The sequence below is a fragment of the Actinomadura sp. NPDC048955 genome, assembly GCF_040649435.1.
GTDB lineage: Bacteria > Actinomycetota > Actinomycetes > Streptosporangiales > Streptosporangiaceae > Spirillospora > Spirillospora luteofluorescens.
In genome coordinates this window covers 86,523-106,005 of the sequence record NZ_JBEZJI010000030.1, presented here as the reverse complement: position 1 = coordinate 106,005, position 19,483 = coordinate 86,523, and the positions used below count along the sequence as shown (strand labels likewise).

Genomic DNA, 19,483 nt, shown 5'->3' with positions numbered 1-19,483 from the left:
GAGCCGGGCAGATCGCGAAGCGATGCCGCGTTCGCCCAGTACCGGTCACGTAGCGAGCCGCCAGGCGAGCGAAGTGGGCCGGGACTTTGAAACACGGCCTAGACCCAACGCGGGTGGCGCCGGGTCAGACCTTGCGCCACTTCGGCACCCAGGAGCCGTCCTCGACGACGTAGTCGCCGAACAGGTCCGGGGCCTCCGTGCGCATCACCTCGCCGATCTTGCCGAAGAGCAACCGGATCTCCTCCTCGGCGCCGGGCGCGGTGCGGTTCTCCAGGGTGTGGCGCAGGGTGCGGACGTTGGCCGTCCAGACCAGGCCGGTGCCGACGCCCTCGGGGGCGAAGCGGCGCATGAACGAGGTCTTGTGCTTCTTCTCCTTGAACGGCACACCCTCGTCGTCGAGGCCGAAGTGCGCGGCCATCCAGCCCTGGAACTCCTCCATCTGCTCCAGCACGGCGGTGGCGCGCTTCATCAGCTCGGGGTCCTCGCGGGCCCACTCGGGGAACCAGAAGGGGATGTCCTGCAGCCGGACGAACCGCAGCGACTCCTGCGAGATGGCCACGCCCGGGCGGTGCCGGACGAGCTCGTGGGTCAGCACCCGGCTCACGTTGTGCAGGACGAAGCTGAAGCTGACGTGCTCCAGCACCGAGCCGTGCAGGCTGCGCAGGATGTTCTCCAGGTACTGGCCGGAGTCGGTGCGGATCTTGGTCACGTTGGGGTTGAGTCCCGGCTCCCAGGAGCGGTAGCAGAGGCGGCCCGCGAACTCGGCGAGGTTCTGCGGGTCGTTCAGCTCGTCGTCGAGGTCGCCGCGGTCGAGCCGCTCCAGCCAGCCCTCCCCGCCCACGTCCCGCAGGTACCGGGCGACCTCGTCGTAGTCCAGTTCGGGCCGCGCAACGAGATACACCTCGGGCTCGACGCTCTTCACTCTCGTTCCCCCTACAGGTCGTTTCCGTCGCCCATTAGGAAACCACCCCGGCCCCCCGGCCGCGACCCGGGGCACGGCCATCGAAGGTAATGAACGTCCTGGACGACGCTCATGGTGTCGTGCCGCACACTGGAGAGGTTCGTCCAGCTAGAGGAGGTTTCATGCCATCGGAGCTGACCGTGCTGGGGGCGTGCCCGCTGGACTGTCCCGACGGCTGCTCCTGGGTCGTCACCGTGCGGGACGGGGTGGCGGTCCGGCTGCGCGGCAACCCCGACCACCCGTACACGCGCGGGGCCCTGTGCGCGAAGGTGAACCGGTGGCTGGAGCGCGCCGCCCAGCCGGACCGCATCCTGCACCCGCTGCGCCGGGTCGGCGCCAAGGGCGAGGGACGGTTCGAGCGCATCGGGTGGGACGAGGCGCTCGACGAGATCGCCGCGCGGCTGGAGGACGTCGTCCGGGAACACGGCGGCGAGGCGGTCTGGCCCTACTGGGGGACGGGGACGCTCGGCTACCTGCAGGGCCTCGAAGGGTATTCCGGCCGGCGTTTCTTCAACGTGCTCGGAGCCTCGGCCCACGACGCGAACATCTGCTCGGCGGCGGGCAGCGCCGGGATGGCCGAGGCGGTCGGCTCGCCGGGCGGCATGGATCCCGAGGACCTGGCGCACGCCCGGCTCGTCCTGCTGTGGGGCACGAACCCCCTGACCAGCGGCCACCACGTCTGGAAGTTCGTCCAGGACGCGCGGAAGGCGGGCGCGCACCTGGTCGCGATCGACCCGGTCCGGACGCGGACGGCGCGGCAGGCCGACGAGCATCTGGCGCCCCTGCCCGGAACGGACGGCGCGCTCGCGCTCGGCCTGCTCCACGTCATCGTGGGCCTCGGCGCGCAGGACGCGGACTTCCTGGACCGCGGCACGCTCGGCTGGGAGGAGTTCCGGGACCGGATCGCCGAGTATCCGCCAGAACGGGTCGCGCGGATCACCGGCGTCCCCGCGGACCGCGTCGTCGCGCTCGGCGAGCGGATCGCCCGCACCCGCCCCACCGCGATCCGCGCGACGCAGGGGCTCCAGCGGCACGCCGGCGGCGGGGCCGCCCTCCGGCTGATCGCCGCCATCCCCGCCGTGACCGGCGACTGGGCACGGCGCGGCGGCGGGCTCGCGTTCTCCACGTCCGGTCATGTGAAGCTGGCCAAGGCCGCGCTGTGGCGCGACGACCTGCGCCCCCACCCGGTGCGGACGCTGTCGATGAGCCGCCTCGGCGAGGGCCTCCTGGACGTCCAGGACCCGCCCGTCAAGGCCCTGTTCGTCATCGCGGCGAACCCCGCGGGCAGCACCCCGCACCAGAACAAGGTGCGGCGGGGCCTGGCCCGCGACGACCTGTTCACCGTGGTCCTGGAGCAGTTCCCGACCGACACCGTCGACTACGCCGACATCGTGCTGCCCGCGACGGCGCAGCACGAGCACGCCGACCTGCACGAGGGCTACGGCCACCTGTACCTCACGTGGAACGAGCCCGCGGTGGCGCCGCCCGGCGAATGCCTGCCGACGACCGAGACCTTCCGCCGCCTGGCGGGCCGGATGGGCCTGCGGGAACCGGCCTTGTACGACTCCGACGAGAGCCTCGCCGAGCAACTGCTGGCGTCGGACCACCCGTGGATGGCGGGCGTCACGCTGGACCGGCTTCGCAAGGAGGGGTTCGTGCGCATGTCGGTCCCGGACCCGTTCCTGCCGTACGCCGACGGTTTCCCCACCCCGTCGGGACGGTTCGAGTTCCGCTCCCCCGCCGCCGGTCTCGCCGGGTACGTCCCGCCCGCGGAGGTCGCCGACGAGCAGCGGGCCGGGAAGTACCCGCTCGCCCTGGTCTCGGCGGCGTCGCACGAGTTCCTCAACACCCAGTTCGCCAACAACCCGGAGCTGAGGCGCCGCTCCGGCGGCCTCACCGTCCGCCTCCACGAGGACGACGCGAAGGCCCGGGGCCTCAGCGACGGCCAGCGGGTCGCGGTCGCCAACGACCGGGGCTCCTTCGAGGCCGTCCTGAAGATCACCGACGACGTGCGCCCCGGCGTCGCGGCGACCTCCAAGGGCCACTGGGCCAAGCTCTCCGGCGGCTCCAACGCCAACGCCGTGGTCGACGAGCGCGACACCGACCTCGGCGGCGGGCCCGTCTTCCACGACACCCGCGTAGAGGTCACCGCCCTACCGGCGCCACCTGGGCTGGCCGGGCCCCTTGCAGGTGTAGACCCTGCCGTTGGCGGTGCCGACGGCTCCGGCGGGTGAGCAGAACGCCCCCGGATGGACGGTCCGCGCCTGCGGGCGCACGCTGGTCCGCCTGGGCTGGGGCGTCCTGTGGCGCGTCGGCCTCGGCTTTACCTTGCGAACAGTGGGGCTGACGGTCGGGCGGGCCCTGCGCTTCGGAGCGGACGTCGACGGGGACGGCGCAGGAGAGGAAGGCGTCGCGCGACCGGACGTCAGCTCGCCGGTGGAGGCCACGGGGGACGGCGGAGCGGTCGGCCCCGCCGCGCTGCCGATCCCCATGCCGACCGCGCAGCCGCCGAGCCCGCCGAAGAGCAGGCACGCCCCGGCGATCACCGCCACGACGGCACCTGGTAAACCGCCGCGCGGTCCCGGCGTGCGAGGGAATCGGGGCGGAACTGGCTGCGAGTACATCGGCGGCTCCTGGTCAAGAACGTACCGATGTGACGTGCGCCCCTCCGCGGGAGTTGACCAGCGGAGGCAATATCCCGTGGATCCCCGGATGCCCGTAGACGAGGATTCGCTCCCATGACATGGACTGCACCCGCAGTGGATCGCGGCACCTTCCCATACGGACACGACGAGCGCGCGTCGCTGGAGGCGTATCTGGACTTCCACCGCTCCACGCTGCTGCTCAAGTGCAGCGGACTGACCGGTGAACAACTCGCGTCAAGGCCCGTGCCGAGCACGACCCTGACCCTGCTCGGCCTCGTACGCCACCTTGCGGAGAACGAACGATGGTGGTTCCGCCGCATGTTCGACAGGCAGAAAGCCCTCGGTGACCTGTACTGCTCGGAGGAGCATCCCGACGGAGACTTCGACCTCGGCGACGCGGCAGGCGCCCAGGAGGACTTCGCCGTCTACGACAGGGAGGTCGAACAGGCTCGGCAGACCACACAGGGCCGGTCATTGGAGGAGGAGTTCCCTGGCAGGACCCGCGACCTGACCCTCCGCTGGGTCTACCTCCACATGATCGAAGAGTACGCCCGCCACAACGGCCACGCCGACCTCCTGCGCGAAGCCCTAGACGGCCGAACCGGAGAATGAGACCCCTACGAGGCGATCACTAGGGGTGGTGAGCGTGTTCAAGGTGACGGTCTTCCATCCTCTCGCGTCCCCGATCTGGCGGGAGATGCTGCTGCTCCGGGACTGGCTCCGCGCCGACCGGCGCCACCGGGACGAGTACGCGTCGTTGAAGCGGGCGCTGGCCGGGCGACCAGGCCATGACGTCGACGACTACGGGCGCGACAAGATGCCCTGGATCAGCCAGGCTCTCGCACACGCCGAACGCTGGGCACGCCGAGAACCCGGGCCGGGTTCGTCTGACCGGCTGTGAGGACGGGCCGGACGCCCCGCTCTCGCGGGGCGGTCAGTGGAGGTGGCCGGTGGTGTGGAGGTGGTCGAAGATGATCTGGTCGACCGGGGACACGCGGGCGCGGTCGGCGTAGGTCAGCCAGGTGACCTCCTCGATCTCGCTGCTCGGGGTCGGCTCGCCCTGATGGTCGGCGGTGTAGCAGGTCATCTGGACGGTGACGCCTTCGGAGTGGCCGTGGGCCTGGGCCTGGAAGGTGCCCAGGCGCGCGGCGGTGGCGGGGGCGATCGTGACGGCGAGTTCCTCCCGGATCTCCCTGACCAGGGTGTCGAGGTCGCTCTCGCCGGGTTCGCGCTTGCCGCCGGGGAGGTAGTAGACGTCCTTGCCCCGCGATCGGGTGCTGAGGATCCTGCCGCCGTCCAGGTGGATCCAGGCGATCTTGTCGATGAAGGTGCTCACCGCTCCATCCTGACGGCTTTCCGGGAGGGCGGTCACCAAGATCTTCGTGGGCGGTACGGTGTGGCCTGGAGGGATCGATGACGTTTCAGGCCGATGCCGGCGCCGTGCTCGACCGCGCCAGGAAGTACGAGCGGCAGGGGCGGAACGCGGAGGCCGCGGCCGCCTACGCGGACGCCGCCGAGGCCATGGAGGCGCGCGGCGAGCCGGCCGCCGCCGCGGGGGCCCGGGCGCGGTACGCGCGGGCGCTCGCCGCCGCGGGCAGGACCGGCGAGGCCCAGCGCGTCCTGGACGTCCTCGACCGGGGGGCCGCGTCGATGCCGGCCGGGGTCCGGGCGGGGCTGGACGCGCAGGCGGCCCACGTCCTGGCCGCCGCGGGGCGGACCGGCGAGGCCGCGCGGCGCGCCTGGGCGGCGATGTCGGGGTTCGGATCGCTGCAGGACCCCAAGCGCGCCGGCGCCGCGGGCCTTCACGCCGCACGGCTGATCCTGGAGGACGCGGGCCCGCGCGGCGCGCTGCTGCCGCTGCGCGAACTGCTGGCGCAGATACCGCCCGGCGGCGAGGCGCACCGGCGGGTCGCCGAGTTGCTCGCCGACGCCGAGCGGCGCCCCGACCGCGACCACGACATCCTCGTCACCGACCCCGGCGGCGCCGCGTGGGGGCGGCTCGCCGCGGCCCTCGCCGTCGGCGCCCATCTGGCCGTCGGGAACGGCGTCGCCTGGAACAGGCTCGCCGACCGGGACGGCGCCCGCGACGACCGGGTGCTGCTGGAGCGCGACTGGGGCGTCACCGACTCCGAGGGCTGGCGCGAGCAGATGGACGCGCTGCTCGACGCCCGCAACAGCGACCCGGCGATCCAGATGGTGCTCGACCGGCGCGGCAGGGGCACCGGCAAGCGGGCCTGGCAGGAGGCGATCGTCGCCTGGTGCGGCGAGCGCGACATCTCGGAGCAGACCGTCCGGGAGGTCGTGGAGCTGTCCGAGGCGGTCCTGCGCTACGAGGCGCGCTTCCGGGCGGACGGCCTGCTCCCGCCCGACGGCCGCGTGGAGAGCGTCTTCGGCTACGACTTCGGTCGCGCGGTGAACATGGCCCGCTGGGGCCTGAACGCCGGGTACTGCGACGAGGAGGAGGCCGAGAAGCGCGTCCTCACGGCGGGGCACCGCGCCCACCAGGTGTACGGGTCGTGGCAGGAGTTCTCCGCCGGGTACGTCCTCGGCCGGATGCTGCGGTTCGACGAGGGCGAGTTCGGCGAATGGTACGAACGCTCCCTCACCGGCCACCGCGTCCTCGCCGAGGACCCGGGCAGCCCCTGGCGGCGCATGGCCTGGGGCTGACCGTCCGGCTCAGCCCAGCGCGTCGATGTCGGCGATGATCGCCTTGCGCCCCTCCTCGTCCAGCGACGAGGCCGTCACCGCGTTGCGGGCCAGGGAGGCCAGCTCGGCGCGGCCCAGGCCGAACGCCTCGGCCGCGACGCGGTACTCGCCGGTGAGGGTGGTGCTGAACATCGGCGGGTCGTCGCTGTTCAGGGTGACGAACAGCCCCTCCTCCAGCATCCGCGGCAGGGGGTGGGCGGCGAGGTCGGCGACCTGGCCGGTGCAGACGTTGGAGGTCGGGCAGACCTCCAGCGGCAGCTGCGTCTCGCGCAGGTGGGCGACGAGGCGCGGGTCGTCCAGGCAGTTGGTGCCGTGGCCGATGCGCTCGGCGCCGAGCCCCTCGATGGCCTCCCAGATCGTCTCCGGGCCGGTCATCTCCCCGGCGTGCGGGACGCTGCGCAGGCCGGCGGCGCGGGCGGCGGCGAAGGCGTCGCGGAACGCGTCCCGGAACGGCGGGCGGCACTGCTCGATGCCGCCGATCCCGAACCCGACGAGCGTCTCCGGCGGGTGGTGCAGTGCGTGGTCGAGGGTGCCGCGGGCGCCCTCGGCGCCGAACTCGCCGGGGATGTCGAAGATGTAGGCGACGCGGATGCCGAGCCGGTCGCGGGCCTCGCGGGCGGCGAGGTCGAGCGCCTCGGTCACCGCGGGCATCGGCATCCCGGCCCGCTGGTGGGTGTAGGGCGTGACGGTCAGCTCGACGTACCGGACGTTCTGCGCGGCGAGGTCGCGGGCGACGCCGGAGACGAGCGTGCCGACGTCCTCCGGGGTCCGGACGAGGCTCGACACCGACTCGTACACCTCGGCGAAGTGCGGGAAGTCGCGGAACTCGTAGAAGGCGCGCAGCTCGCCCTCGCCGACGGGGACGGGCCCGTCCGGGTGGCGGCGGGCGAGTTCGAGGACGGTCGGGACGGAGGCGGAGCCCACGAGGTGGACGTGGAGCTCGACCTTCGGGAGGGCGTCGATGAACGCCGCGAGGGTGGTGTCGTCGGTAGGCACGCCGCGAAATTAACAGCCCCCCGGTCTGCCGGGACAGGCGAATGCGGCGAACCTCCCACGAAATTGTCAGGAACCCTCCCGTTCGGCAGGATGGTCCCCGTGCGCGCCGCCCGACTGATCTCCGCCGTGCTCCTGCTGCAGTCGCGGGAGACGATGACCGCCGCCGAGCTGGCGCGCGAGCTGGAGGTGTCCGAGCGCACCGTCTACCGGGACATGGAGGCGCTGTCGGCGGCCGGGGTCCCGGTCTACGCCGACCAGGGGCGCGGCGGCGGGTACCGGCTGGTCGGCGGCTACCGGACGCGGCTCACCGGGCTCACCCGCGAGGAGGCCGAGGCGCTGTTCCTGTCCGGGCTGCCCGGCCCCGCCGGCGACATGGGACGCGCCGACGCGCTGGCCGCCGCCGAGCTGAAGGTCCTCGCCGCGCTGCCGAGGGCGCTGCGGGACGCGCCCGCCCGCGCGAACCAGCGCTTCCACCTCGACGCGCCCGGCTGGTTCGGCGAGAGCGGGCCGCCGCCGCTGCTGCGCGACCTCGCCCGCGCCGTGTGGGACGACGAGACCGTGGAACTGCGCTACCGCCGCAAGGACACCGAGGTCACCCGGACGGCGGAGCCGTACGGGCTCGTCCTCAAGAACGGCACCTGGTACCTGGTCGCGCGGGCCGGCGGAGGGCACCGCACCTACCGGGTGGACCGCGTCGCCGCCGTCCGCCCCACCGGGGAGTTCTTCCGGCGCGACGAGGAGTTCGACCTCGCCGGGCACTGGCGCGGTCAGGCCGCCGCCTTCGTGCGGTCGGTGCTGCGCGAGGAGGCCACGGTGCGCCTGTCCCCCGCCGGCATGCGGATCCTGCGGTACGCCGTCGAGCCGTACGCGGCCCGGCAGGCGGCCGCCGCCGCGGGCGAGCCCGACGAGCGGGGGTGGGTGGTGACCGTGCTGCCCGTGGAGTCGGCGCTCGTCGCGGCGTCCGAGCTGAGGCGGCTCGGACCGGAGATCGAGGTCCTCGCCCCGCCGGAACTGCGGGAGCGGATGGCGCGGGACGCCGCCCGGCTCGCGGAGCTGTACCGGGCGGCGGACCGGCCCGCCGGCTAGCGGTACCCGGTGACGTCGGCGGGGCGGCCCGCCTGCTCCACCTCGACGATGTAGCGCCAGGCGTCGGGACGGCTGCCGTCGGCGTCGGTGAACCCGTAGACCTGGGCGAGCCCGCCGCTGGACTGCGACGCCCCGTTCCAGCGCGCCCGCTCCGGGTCGGCGGCCAGGGCCGCGACGGCGCGTCCCACGAACGCCGGCGACTCGGAGATCGCGAAGTGCGGCGTCGCCTTGGTCGCGTCGCGCCAGGTCTCCTCGGTGACGCCGAAGTTGTCGAGCATCGCCTCCGAGCGCAGCCATCCGGGCGTCAGCGAGAGGGCGGTCGCGCCGTAGGGCGCGATCTCCTCCGACTGCGCGAGGGCCATCCGGATGACGGCGGTCTTGGCGAGGTCATAGAAGTAGCCGCATTCCTTGCGGTAGGCCGCGTTGTACTCGGCCGTCCCGTCCGTGATCTCCACGACCAGGCCGCCGGGCTCGCGGATCAGGAGGGGCAGGGCGCAGTGGCTGGTGATGGCGTGGGTGTCGAGGGCCAGCCTGAGCATGCGCAGGCCGTCGTCCAGGGACTGCTCCCACAGCGGTTTGCCGAACTCGAAGAGGCGGTCCGCGCCCCAGACGTCGTTGACGAGGACGTCCAGCCGCCCGCGCTCGCCGTCGATGCGGCGCACGAGGGCGGCGACCCGTGCCGGGTCGAGGTGGTCGACCTGGACGGCGATGCCCTCGCCGCCCGCGGCCGTGACCAGCTCGGCGGTCTCCTCGATGGTCTCGGGACGGTCCATCTCCGACCGTTGGGTCCGGGTGGACCGTCCCGTCACGTAGACGGTCGCGCCCGCGGCGCCGAGCTGGACGGCGATTCCCCGGCCCGCTCCGCGCGTGGCGCCCGCGACCAGTGCGATCTTTCCTGTCAGTGGACGGCTCATGGGGACGATGCTGGCACCGAAACCTGACAGTTCTCGTCAGGTTTTCACCCCGGCCGGCCATGTTCCGGTCAGGTGAAGATGCTCACCCCGCCGGGGCCGACGAGAAGTCCGACGACGATGAGGACGATGCCCCAGAGAAGATCGCGCCGCGCGAGGATCACGTAGATGCCGGCGATCACCAGGATGACCGCGATGAGCCACAGGATTGTCATCATGGCCCCCGGCGTCCCCCCAGAGAGACCCAAGAAACCACAAGCACGTTACGGATGACCGAATTATCCGTTTTGTTGCGGAGGAGGGAGGGCAGCCCTCCCCCCTCCGCGGGATAACGGCGATCACCCGCACCCCGGACCGGCGGCGCGCTGTGACCGGGAACAAGTCTTCCGCCGCGACGGGGGCCGCGACAGGAACCTCAGGCCCATTTCCGGGCCCCCGTCCCTAGTGCTTCGGAACTACGGGCCCTCCGCCCAGGGGGCCGTCAGCCGCCGGCGCGGCACAGGCGCAGGACGTTGGCGACGATGCGGTGACCGGCGCCCCCGGCCGCGGTGAGGATCGACTCGGGATGGAACTGCACGGCCCAGCGCCGCCGCACCGGGTCCTCGATCGCCATGACGACGTCCCCGGTCAGCGCTGTGATCTGAAACCCCTTCACCCGGTCGGGCGTGGCGTGCAGCGAGTGGTAGCGGGCGGCGGTGAACTCCTCCGGCACGCCCTCGAACAGGTCGCCCCCCGTGACCTTCACCTGGCCGGGCTTGCCGTGGGACGGCTCGGGCAGCAGCGACAGCTCGCCGCCGGCGTGCTCGACCATCGCCTGCAGCCCGAGGCAGACGCCGAACACCGGAAGCTTCCGGGCGTCCAGCTCGTCCAGGAGCGCGCGGGTGCCGAAGTCCTCCGGGCGTCCGGGGCCGGGCGACAGCACGACCAGGTCGGGGGCGTGCTCGTCCAGCATCCGGATCGGGAACCCGTGCCGCAGGGTCGCCACAGAGGCGCCGTGCTGGCGGAAGTAGTCGGACAGGGTGTTGACGAACGAGTCCTCGTGGTCGACGAGCAGCACCCTGACGCCCTCGCCCGGCTGCGCGGGGAGCGGCGCCTCCTGCGGCGCGGCCCCGGCGCCCTTGCGCGCGGCGGCGAGCGCGCTCAGCAGGGCGCTGGCCTTGAGGTGCGTCTCGCGCTCCTCCTCGTCGGGGTCGGAGTCGTAGAGCAGCGTCGCGCCGGCGCGGACGGTCGCCACGCCGTCGCGGATCTGCGCGGTCCGCAGCGTCAGGCCGGTGTTCATCGAGCCGTCGAAGCCGACACAGCCGACCGCGCCGCCGTACCAGCGGCGGGGCGAGTCCTCGTGGTCCTCGATGAACTGCATCGCCCACGCCTTGGGCGCGCCCGTGACGGTGACCGCCCACATGTGGGTGAGGAACGCGTCGAGCGCGTCGAAGCCCGGGCGCAGCCGCCCCTCGATGTGGTCGACGGTGTGGATGAGCCGGGAGTAGATCTCGATCTGCCTGCGGCCGAGGACGCGCACGCTGCCGGGCACGCAGATCCGGGACTTGTCGTTGCGGTCCACGTCGGTGCACATGGTCAGCTCGGACTCGTCCTTCGCCGAGGACAGGATGGTGCGGATCTGCTCGGCGTCCTCCAGCGGGTCGGCGCCGCGCCTGATCGTCCCGGCGATCGGGCAGGTCTCGACGCGGTCGCCGCTGACCCGGACGAACATCTCCGGCGACGCGCCGACCAGGAACTCGCCGTCGCCGAGGTTGAACAGGAACTCGTACGGGGCCGGGTTGGACTCCCGCAGCCGCTCGAAGAAGGCGGCGGGCGCGTCGCAGCGGCCGTACATCGCGTGCCCCGGCGTGACCTCGAACAGGTCGCCCCGGACGAACTTCTCCTTGGCGTTTCGCACCATCTGCGCGTAGACGCCGGGGACGGGCTGCGCCGGGACGCCGGCCCGCCGCCGGACCGGCGTCGCCCCGGTGTCGCGCGGCAGACCCGCGGTGCCCGACCCGTCGACCTCGAACTCGTAGGAGATCCGGTGCGAGGTCTCGCGCTTGCGGTCGACGACGACCATCTCGTCGGCCAGGTGCAGGACGAGGTCGCGCTGGTCGTCAGGCCGCTCCAGCCTGGTCCGCAGGGGCTCGAACTGCAGCGACAGGTCGTACCCGAACGCCCCGTAGAGGCCGAGGTGGGGGTCGTCGCAGCGGAACAGGTCGACGATGGCGCGCAGCGCCGTGAAGACGGTCGGCTGGCGGCTGCGCTCCTCCTCGGTGAAGAAGCCCTCGGCCGCCGGGACGAAGAGCTCGAACAGGCCGGGCTCGTCGGTCCGCACCTCGCCGACGCCGCGCAGCGCCCCCGCCAGCGCGGGCAACACGATCCGGCCGCGCCCGTTCAGCGGCCGGACGGCGACCGTCCGGCCGCGCGCGACGATCTCCAGGCAGGGATCGACGTAGGCCATGTGCCAGCGGCTGTAGCGGCCCGGGTACTCCATGCCGGAGCTGAGCACGCCCCCGCGCCGCTCCCCCACGGCGGCGACGAGGACGTTCAGCACGTCGGACTTGCGCTCGGAGTCGACCGGGACGGCGGTACGGGTCACCCGTACGCCCCCGGCCGTGACGAACTCGCTGGTCAGCGGCTGTCGTGAGACGGTCTCCACCGCGGTGGCCCCTCATGTCGGGCCCCCACCGGGCGTCGCGAACACGAAACGACCGCCGGGTGAGGGCGGTCGCCTGGTCTTGAACACGCGCGAACCGGCACCGCCTCAGCGGCGCCACCACCACCGGGAGGCTGCGGTTCGCATGCGGCGAGGTTACCATGACGCCCCCGCACGGGGTCGGCCGTACACCGAGAGCGACGTCCATGACCTGGACGAACACCGCCCCCCAGCCGGGCGGGGGCGCCCCTGTCTCGCTCGCAGGCGACGGGCGGCCCTAGCCGGAGACGGCTGCCGCGCGGACCGCCCTGACCGTTCCCTGACGCGGCGCCGACCGGTTCCCTACCTGGCCCTTCCCAGGGTGGAGCGATCCACCGAAGTCGTGCCGCGGCCGATATCCGGCTGTGACCAGGGGGTGTGTAGGCTCGCCCGGCCGCACCCCCGGCACGGTCCCGTCACGCGACCCGGGCGGACCGTGCGCGGGCAAGACGAGGAGGACCCCATGACTCCCGACGACTCCCGGGAACCGACTCCGACCCAGCCTCCGCCGCCGGTCGCCGACCGCACCGACCGGAGCCCCTGGAACTGGCTGCTGATCGTGCCCGTCGCGCTCCCGCTGCTCACGTTCCTCTACAACAGCGACAAGCCCCGCCTCGCGGGCTTCCCCGCCTTCTACTGGATCCAGCTGGCCTTCATCCCGCTGGGCGTCGCCTGCACCGTCCTCGTGTACCAGATGACGAAGAAGCGGGGCTGAGCCGATGGCACGCGACCACCTCACCGAGATCATCGTCTTCGCCGTCCTGTTCCTGCTGGTCAGCGGGATGGGCTTCGTCGCCGCCCGGTGGCGGCGGCCCGCCTCCATGCACAGCCTCGACGAGTGGGGCCTCGGCGGCCGCAACTTCGGCAGCTGGATCACCTGGTTCCTGATCGGCGGCGACCTCTACACCGCCTACACGTTCGTGGCCGTCCCGGCGCTGGTGTTCGGCGCGGGCGCGGCGGGCTTCTTCGCCGTCCCGTACACGATCGTCGTGTACCCGCTGGTGTTCCTGGTACTGATCAAGCTCTGGTCGGTGTCGCACGTGCACGGCTTCGTGACGCCGGCCGACTTCGTCCGGGCCCGGTTCGGCTCCCCGACGCTGGCGCTCGTCATCGCGATCACCGGCATCGTCGCCACGATGCCCTACATCGCGCTGCAACTGGTCGGCATCGAGGCGGTGCTGAAGGCGATGGGCGTGAACGGGCACTGGCCGATCATCATCGCGTTCGTGATCCTCGCGGCCTACACCTACCAGTCCGGGCTGCGCGCGCCCGCGCTGATCGCCTTCGTCAAGGACGTGCTGATCTACCTGGTCATCATCGTCGCGGTGCTGTACATCCCGGCGAAGCTCGGCGGCTGGGGCGACATCTTCGACGCCGCCAAGGCGAAGTTCGACAAGACGCCCGCGCCGGGCGACGGCATCACGGTCGCCGCCAGCGGCCAGCTGAACTACGCGATGCTGGCGCTCGGCTCGGCGATGGCGCTGTTCCTCTACCCGCACAGCATCACCGGCGTGCTGGCCAGCAAGAACCGCAACGTGATCAAGCGCAACATGGCGGCGCTGCCCGCCTACAGCTTCGTGCTCGGCCTGATCGCGCTGCTCGGCTACATGGCCATCGCGGCGGGGGTGAAGCCGGTCAGCACCGGCGGCAAGCCCGACACCAACACCGTGGTCCCGCTGCTGTTCGACCACATGTTCCCGGACTGGTTCGCGGGCGTGGCGTTCGCCGCCGTCGGCATCGGCGCGCTGGTCCCGGCGGCGATCATGTCGATCGCGGCGGCCAACCTGTTCACCCGCAACATCTACAAGGAGTACATCCGGCGGGACGCCGACGCCAAGGAGGAGGCGACCGTCAGCAAGCTGGTCTCGCTGATCGTCAAGGCCGGGGCGGTCGTGTGCATCCTCGCCCTCGACCCCGAGTTCTCGATCGACCTGCAGCTCATCGGCGGCGTCATCATCCTGCAGACGCTGCCGGCGGTGGGTCTCGGCCTCGTCACCCGCTGGTTCCACCGCGGCGCCCTCATCGCCGGCTGGGCCGCGGGCATGGCGGCCGGCCTGTGGATGCTGTACCAGATCCCGAACCCCGCCAAGGGCAAGGAGCACTTCGGCGGCTCGGCCTACCCGCTGAGCGACCTCGGCCTGGACACCAAGACGACGGTGTACGTCGGCATGCTGGCGCTCGCCGTCAACGTGGTGGTCGCGGTCGCCGGCACCCTGGTCTGCAAGGCCGCCAAGCTCGCGGACGGCAAGGACGCCACGCGCGCGGCGGACTACCTCGCCGACGAGGGCGACCCGAAGATCAAGGATCTGGAGCTGAGCGCGAGCACCTGATCCTTCCGATCATCGGCGGCGCCGCCGCGTCAAGATTCCCGGACTGACCGGGAACGGACGGGCGGCGCCGCCTGCGCGTTCCGCGGTGGCCGGATCAGGCGCGGCCCCGCGGCAAACTATTAGGTTACTTTCCTATTCATGCCGAACCGACCCGCGGCCGTGCTGTCGGCCGCCGCGCTCGCCGCGAGCCTCGCGGCCATCGTCACGCCGGGAGCCGCCGCGGCGGACTGCCACCCGGACGCGCGCGATCTCATGGTCACCTACCAGCCGGTGGACCATACCGTCGCCGACGCGCAGTACCACCGCGCGCGGCTGACCATCGACAACCGCGGCGACCGCTGCGCGCTGGGCTCCGGCGGATGGGCGATGCGCTTCAACGCCGTCCGCCGGCCCGCCGCCGTCCTGGACGGCGCGGCCGGCGACACCGCCCGCGCGCAGCTCGCGGCCCAGGGCCTCGCGATCACCCGCGCGGACGACGCGCGCAGCGGCGACTTCTACACGCTCGAGCCCGCGGACGGTTTCGAGGCGGTCGCCCCCGGTGAGCGGCGCGCGATCGACGTGAACTTCGAGCTGTGGGCCGTGCACAAGTCCGACGCGCCCGCCGGGTGGACGGTCTCCTTCGGCGGCGGGCGTCCCTCGTGGGTCCCGGCCAAGGCGCTGCTGGACCCGGCCGACCCGAAGCAGACCACCGCCTTCTCGGGCGACCACCGGCCGGTGCAGACGGCCGCGTCGCGGTACGCCGAGAACACGGCGCGCAGGCTCGACCTCACCCTGCGGCAGAGCATCGTCCCGCAGCCGCTGTCGGCGGCCGCGTCCGGCGGCACGGTCGCGATCGGCGGCGGGTCGCGCCTCTCGGCGCCGGGCCCGCTGCGCGGGGAGGCGGCCTACCTGCGCTCCGCGCTGGACGACGTGACCGCCGGGCGCGGCGCGCCCGTCTCGCTTGCCGTCGACCCGAAGCTCGACGTCGACCGCGACGGCAAGGCCGACGCGGAGGGCTACACGCTGACCGCCGGCGGCGGCGGCGTCCGGATCACCGGCACCGACCGGGCCGGGGTCCTTTACGGCGTCCAGACGCTGCGGCAGCTCGTTCCCGCCGGCGCGTACGCGGCGGCGGCGAAGGGGCGCCGCCCGGCCACGGTGGACGTGCCGCGCGCGCGGATCTCCGACGCGCCGCTGTTCGGCTACCGGGGCCTGCAGATCGACGTGGGCCGCCACTTCGAGACCAGGCAGACGATCGAGAAGTTCCTCGACCTGATGAGCTTCACCAAGCTCAACCGGCTGCACCTCGGCCTGACCAACGACGAGGGGTGGCGGCTGCAGATCCCGGGGCTGCCCGAGCTGACCGGGTTCGGCTCCAGGCGCGAGTTCGACCTGCGGGAGACCGGCGCGCTGCACCAGGGCATGGGGTCGGCGGACGACCTGCGCCCCGGCGACGGCATCTCCGGCAAGGCGTCCGGCGAGACCGAGGCCAACCTCGGCCGCACGCCCGCCTACCAGGGTTTCGAGCAGGGCACGCTCAACTTCGTCGGGAAGGGGAGCGGCTTCTACTCCGTCCAGGACTTCGAGGAGATCCTCAGGTACGCGGCCGAGCGGCACATCGAGGTCGTCCCCGAGCTGAACTTCCCGGCGCACGCGCGGGCGGCCGTCCAGTCGATGGAGCGCCGGTACCAGCGGACGCACGACTCCGCGTACCGGCTGCTGGACCCGGCCGACACGAGCCGGCACACCAGCGTCCAGTACTACACCGACAACCTCGCGAACCCGTGCCTGCCCAGCACCTACGCCTTCCTGGACAGGGTCGCGTCCGAGGTGGCGAAGATGTACGAGCGCGCGGGCGCGCCGCTCAACCGCCTCAACCTCGGCGGCGACGAGCCGCCGGGCCCGCCCGAGGGCTGGTGGTCCGGCTCCCCGGCGTGCCGCAAGGCGCCGGACACGGCCGGGAAGTCCGGTGAGGAGCTGAAGGAGCTGTTCTTCACCCGCTGGAACGGCATCGCGCACAAGTACGCCCCCGCGACCTCCGGCTGGGAGGACATCACCGACCCGGACCGCTCGTTCCGCCTCAAGGGGTTCACGCCGCTGCCCTGGCAGAACGTCTGGGGCTGGGGACGCGAGGACTGGGCCTACCGGTTCGCCAACGAGGGCACACCGGTGATCCTCGCGCACGCCACGAACCTGTACATGGACCTCGCCTACGACAAGGACCCGGACGAGCCCGGCTACTACTGGGCCGCCTACGTGGACGAGAAGAGCACCTTCGGCTACCAGCCGTTCGACGTGTACGCCAACGCCACCGAGGACCGCTGGGGCAACCCGATCACGCCGAACCCGGCCTGGACGAAGCTGACCCCCGAGGGCCGCAAGAACATCCTCGGCCTGGAGGCGCAGCTGTGGGCCGAGAACGGCAAGGCGCCCGGGATCCGCGAGTACCAGGCGTTCCCGAAGCTGCTCGGCGTCGCCGAGCGGGCCTGGAACCGCGACACCCCCGCGCCCGACAGGATGGACGCGGCCTGGAACGTCTTCAGCAACACGCTCGGCCAGAAGACGTTCCCGCTCCTGTCGTTCTACAAGCCGGTGGGCCTGCGCGGCACCGGGGTGAACTACCGCGTCCCGCCGCCCGGCGCGAAGATCTCCGAAGGGACGCTCTCGGCGAACGTCCGTGACCCGGGCCTGGCGGTCGAGTACTCCACCGACGGCGTGGACTGGCGCCCCTACACGGCGCCGGTGCGGGCCGGCGCGTACGCGCTGGCCCGGACCCGAAGCGCGGACGGCCGCACCAGCCGCATCTCGCCGGTCGGCGTCCCGGCCTGGCAGGGCGGCGCGGCCTACAGGGCGGGCGCACTGGTGCGCCACCAGGGCGAACTCTTCCGCGCGACCCGCGGCGGTTCTGGCAAGGAACCGGGCCGCGAAACCGGCCACTGGGCCCTGCTCCAGTAACCCGGGCGCCTCCCGACCGGCACGGCGACGGCCCGGTCGTCCGCTCACGCGGACGGCCGGGTCGTTTTCTTTTCGGCTCTTGACAGGCGGACGGGTGAACATCCAAGGTGTGTGAACGATCACGTTAACGTTAATGTGACATCCCGGAAACAGGAAGGCCCCCTCGGATGAGGACCACGCGTCCCCCCGCCCGTCCCCCCGCCCGCCGCCTGGCGATCCTGACCGCCGGGCTCGCCGCCGCGGCGCTGCTCGTCCCCGCCACGGGCGCGCAGGCGGCACAGGGCCCGCAGCGCAAGATCGACCTGCGGATCGCGACCTACAACACCTGCGGGCACGGATGCCTGCCGACCACGCAGGCCTGCGTCGACACGATCGGGCGCGACTGCGCGACCAAGCTGGAGCCCTGGGCCGACGGGCGCGCCGCGCGGGTCGCCGACGACATCGTCCGGGCGCGCGCCGGGGTCGTCGTCACCCAGGAGATCGGCAACAACCCCACCCCGACGCAGCCCGGCGTGGACGTGGAGTCGTTCCGCGCCCCGCTGACCAAGGCGATGAGCGCCCGCGGCTACGCCGAGGCCCCCGCCGACTACGCCGGGACCCGGCACCCTCAGGAGGGCTACCCGCTGAAGTCCGGCGCCGGCCGCTACACCTACTACGACGCCCGCAGGTTCTCCCACCTGGACGAACGCGGCCGCGCGCTCCCCCACGACCTGCTGTGGCTGCCGGACTCCACCGAGATCTACGGCAAGACGATGACCTGGAACACCCTGCGTGACCTGCGCTCCGGGCTGCGCTTCGTGGTCGTCGACATGCACCTGGAGTACCGCAAGAACGGCGCGGCCGACCCCAACGGCTGGACCAAGAACTGGGACGAGGTCCGCTACCTCGACGCGCGCCGGACGGCCGAGTACCTCACCCGGGACAACGCCTACACCCGGCGGCTGCCGATCGTGTTCGCCGGGGACATGAACTCGGCGTCGAAGGAGGACGGCCACAGCGCCTACGACGCCTTCTCCGACGTCGGCTACGCCGACTCGTTCGAGGCCGCGCCCGCGAACCGCCGCACCGGCGCCGAGTACGCCTCGTTCAACGGCGGCAAGATCCCGCTGCCGAGGTCCGAGGACAAGATCGACCACATCTTCGTCCGCAACGGCACGCGCGTCCTGCAGTGGACGCTCGTCCCGCAGACCACCGCCCAGACCGGCGAGCCGCGCGACCTGCTGCGGTCCGACCACAACATGGTGCACGCCACCGTCAGGATTCAGGAGCCCACCCGATGACCGACCCCGCGAGCGACCCGTCGCTGGTCGCGCAGCTGCGCCGGGCCGACCCCGCGCTGTCCCGCTTCAACCCGCTGGACCGGATCCTCGTCCACGACGAGTTCAACACCGGCACCCACGGCTGGATCGAGCTGCTCGGCAACTACGACGGGCACGGCAACCTCGACACCGTCGACGACCACATGCGCGACTTCCGGCCGCCGCAGCTCAGCTCCTGCAACTTCTTCGACGTCGGCACGCACGGCGCGATGTCCGGGACGTACGCGCTGAAGGTCGCGACGCGTCCCGTCGCCGGGCACACCGGCGTGGCGATCCGGCGGCTCACGATGGCCGGACGGGGGCGGGTGCAGTTCGAGGCGTACCTGACCTTCAAGACCGAGGCGGCCTCGGAGGAGAACCAGGCGGCGTCGAAGGCGGGCGCCGGCGAGTGGGACGCGAACCTGCACCCGTCCGAGCAGCAGTTCGGCGCGTTCACCATCGCGACCGACATCTGCGACGGCGTCCGCTACCACTGCGTCGCCCGCTACCTGAACACCGACCTGGAGAACCGGCTGCGGCGCGAGTGGGTGTACCCCACGGTGCCCGAGCCGACCCCGCGCGAGCACTTCGAAGGCAAGATCAAGCTGCCGCCGACCGCGGACTTCACCGCCCCGGAGCCGGACGACTGGAAGCCGTTCGGCGGTCCGCAGGAACTCTGCTACAACGAAGTGCCCACCAAGGTGAACTGGCACTACGTGCGCTGGGTGATCGACACCAGCACCCGCTCGAACATCGAACTGCAGGTGAACGACACCGTCTACGACATGCGCGACGTGCCGGTGCCGCCGTACGAGGAGGAGTACGGCTCCCTGGGCAACCTGCTGAACTTCTACGTCTCGGTCAGGACGCACACCGACGTGCGCAACTTCCTGTTCCTGGACTCTGTCCTGATCTCGGTCGACTGGTGAGGAGCCC

At 72.3% G+C, this 19,483-nt stretch carries 16 protein-coding genes; 10 read left to right on the top strand and 6 right to left on the bottom strand.

What is annotated here, in order from left to right:
- Positions 1-124: 124 nt before the first annotated feature.
- Positions 125-922: an FAD-dependent thymidylate synthase gene (thyX, locus tag AB0C84_RS26535; RefSeq protein ID WP_179848758.1), complete on the bottom strand. Its 798-nt coding sequence runs from the start codon at positions 920-922 to the stop codon at positions 125-127.
- Between the two features lie 161 nt (positions 923-1,083).
- Here thyX and AB0C84_RS26530 point away from each other — a divergent pair, with 161 nt between their 5' ends.
- From AB0C84_RS26530 to AB0C84_RS26520, 3 genes are all read left to right on the top strand, one after another.
- Entirely contained in the window at positions 1,084-3,195 is a 2,112-nt protein-coding gene (locus AB0C84_RS26530) for a molybdopterin oxidoreductase family protein (RefSeq protein ID WP_361071404.1), read from the top strand.
- A 504-nt stretch (positions 3,196-3,699) separates the two neighbouring features.
- Entirely contained in the window at positions 3,700-4,218 is a 519-nt protein-coding gene (locus tag AB0C84_RS26525; RefSeq protein WP_361071401.1) for a DinB family protein, read from the top strand.
- 34 nt (positions 4,219-4,252) lie between these two features.
- Complete coding sequence (locus AB0C84_RS26520) at positions 4,253-4,507, top strand: GrpB family protein (protein ID WP_361071398.1); 255 nt, start codon at positions 4,253-4,255, stop codon at positions 4,505-4,507.
- A gap of 33 nt (positions 4,508-4,540) precedes the next feature.
- Here the strand turns inward: AB0C84_RS26520 and AB0C84_RS26515 are convergent, their stop codons facing one another.
- The gene (locus AB0C84_RS26515) at positions 4,541-4,942 is read right to left on the bottom strand and encodes an NUDIX domain-containing protein (RefSeq protein ID WP_361071395.1); all 402 of its coding nucleotides are present in this window, start codon (positions 4,940-4,942) and stop codon (positions 4,541-4,543) included.
- 77 nt (positions 4,943-5,019) lie between these two features.
- Here AB0C84_RS26515 and AB0C84_RS26510 point away from each other — a divergent pair, with 77 nt between their 5' ends.
- The gene (locus AB0C84_RS26510) at positions 5,020-6,273 is read left to right on the top strand and encodes a DUF1266 domain-containing protein (RefSeq protein ID WP_361071392.1); all 1,254 of its coding nucleotides are present in this window, start codon (positions 5,020-5,022) and stop codon (positions 6,271-6,273) included.
- 9 nt (positions 6,274-6,282) lie between these two features.
- On the opposite strand, the gene add is transcribed toward AB0C84_RS26510, so the two are convergent.
- The gene (gene add, locus AB0C84_RS26505; protein WP_361071389.1) at positions 6,283-7,308 is read right to left on the bottom strand and encodes an adenosine deaminase; all 1,026 of its coding nucleotides are present in this window, start codon (positions 7,306-7,308) and stop codon (positions 6,283-6,285) included.
- 99 nt (positions 7,309-7,407) lie between these two features.
- On the opposite strand from add, the gene AB0C84_RS26500 reads away from it, so the two are divergent.
- Positions 7,408-8,394, top strand: coding sequence for a YafY family protein (locus AB0C84_RS26500; protein WP_361071386.1), 987 nt, complete (start codon positions 7,408-7,410; stop codon positions 8,392-8,394).
- Here the strand turns inward: AB0C84_RS26500 and AB0C84_RS26495 are convergent.
- The 3 genes from AB0C84_RS26495 to AB0C84_RS26485 form a co-directional block, all read right to left on the bottom strand.
- Complete coding sequence (locus AB0C84_RS26495; protein ID WP_361071383.1) at positions 8,391-9,308, bottom strand: SDR family oxidoreductase; 918 nt, start codon at positions 9,306-9,308, stop codon at positions 8,391-8,393. The two genes, AB0C84_RS26500 and AB0C84_RS26495, sit on opposite strands and share 4 nt — an antisense overlap.
- A gap of 68 nt (positions 9,309-9,376) precedes the next feature.
- Positions 9,377-9,523, bottom strand: a complete 147-nt coding sequence (locus AB0C84_RS26490) for a GPGG-motif small membrane protein (protein WP_165959128.1) — start codon at positions 9,521-9,523, stop codon at positions 9,377-9,379.
- A gap of 263 nt (positions 9,524-9,786) precedes the next feature.
- Positions 9,787-11,949 (bottom strand): anthranilate synthase component I, encoded by a 2,163-nt coding sequence (locus tag AB0C84_RS26485; protein WP_361071380.1) that lies wholly within the window; start codon positions 11,947-11,949, stop codon positions 9,787-9,789.
- Between the two features lie 499 nt (positions 11,950-12,448).
- On the opposite strand from AB0C84_RS26485, the gene AB0C84_RS26480 reads away from it, so the two are divergent.
- From AB0C84_RS26480 to AB0C84_RS26460, 5 genes are all read left to right on the top strand, one after another.
- Positions 12,449-12,700: a DUF3311 domain-containing protein gene (locus tag AB0C84_RS26480; protein WP_258942970.1), complete on the top strand. Its 252-nt coding sequence runs from the start codon at positions 12,449-12,451 to the stop codon at positions 12,698-12,700.
- 4 nt (positions 12,701-12,704) lie between these two features.
- The gene (gene mctP, locus AB0C84_RS26475) at positions 12,705-14,315 is read left to right on the top strand and encodes a monocarboxylate uptake permease MctP (RefSeq protein WP_361071376.1); all 1,611 of its coding nucleotides are present in this window, start codon (positions 12,705-12,707) and stop codon (positions 14,313-14,315) included.
- Positions 14,316-14,453: 138 nt separating this feature from the next.
- Positions 14,454-17,249: a family 20 glycosylhydrolase gene (locus AB0C84_RS26470; protein ID WP_361071373.1), complete on the top strand. Its 2,796-nt coding sequence runs from the start codon at positions 14,454-14,456 to the stop codon at positions 17,247-17,249.
- Between the two features lie 167 nt (positions 17,250-17,416).
- Positions 17,417-18,529, top strand: coding sequence for a hypothetical protein (locus tag AB0C84_RS26465; protein ID WP_361071370.1), 1,113 nt, complete (start codon positions 17,417-17,419; stop codon positions 18,527-18,529).
- Positions 18,526-19,476, top strand: a complete 951-nt coding sequence (locus tag AB0C84_RS26460) for a DUF6772 family protein (RefSeq protein ID WP_361071367.1) — start codon at positions 18,526-18,528, stop codon at positions 19,474-19,476. Before AB0C84_RS26465 ends, AB0C84_RS26460 begins: the two co-directional genes overlap by 4 nt.
- The last annotated feature ends 7 nt before the right edge of the window (positions 19,477-19,483 follow it).

What these genes read in the sequence shown, in the direction of transcription:
- AB0C84_RS26510 (WP_361071392.1), top strand. Translation starts at nt 5,020, where the DNA reads ATGACGTTTCAGGCCGATGCCGGCGCCGTGCTCGACCGCGCCAGGAAG.
- AB0C84_RS26530 (WP_361071404.1), top strand. Translation starts at nt 1,084, where the DNA reads ATGCCATCGGAGCTGACCGTGCTGGGGGCGTGCCCGCTGGACTGTCCC.
- AB0C84_RS26465 (WP_361071370.1), top strand. Translation starts at nt 17,417, where the DNA reads ATGAGGACCACGCGTCCCCCCGCCCGTCCCCCCGCCCGCCGCCTGGCG.
- mctP (WP_361071376.1), top strand. Translation starts at nt 12,705, where the DNA reads ATGGCACGCGACCACCTCACCGAGATCATCGTCTTCGCCGTCCTGTTC.
- AB0C84_RS26495 (WP_361071383.1), bottom strand. Translation starts at nt 9,308, where the DNA reads ATGAGCCGTCCACTGACAGGAAAGATCGCACTGGTCGCGGGCGCCACG.
- AB0C84_RS26460 (WP_361071367.1), top strand. Translation starts at nt 18,526, where the DNA reads ATGACCGACCCCGCGAGCGACCCGTCGCTGGTCGCGCAGCTGCGCCGG.
- AB0C84_RS26470 (WP_361071373.1), top strand. Translation starts at nt 14,454, where the DNA reads ATGCCGAACCGACCCGCGGCCGTGCTGTCGGCCGCCGCGCTCGCCGCG.
- AB0C84_RS26490 (WP_165959128.1), bottom strand. Translation starts at nt 9,523, where the DNA reads ATGATGACAATCCTGTGGCTCATCGCGGTCATCCTGGTGATCGCCGGC.
- AB0C84_RS26480 (WP_258942970.1), top strand. Translation starts at nt 12,449, where the DNA reads ATGACTCCCGACGACTCCCGGGAACCGACTCCGACCCAGCCTCCGCCG.
- AB0C84_RS26525 (WP_361071401.1), top strand. Translation starts at nt 3,700, where the DNA reads ATGACATGGACTGCACCCGCAGTGGATCGCGGCACCTTCCCATACGGA.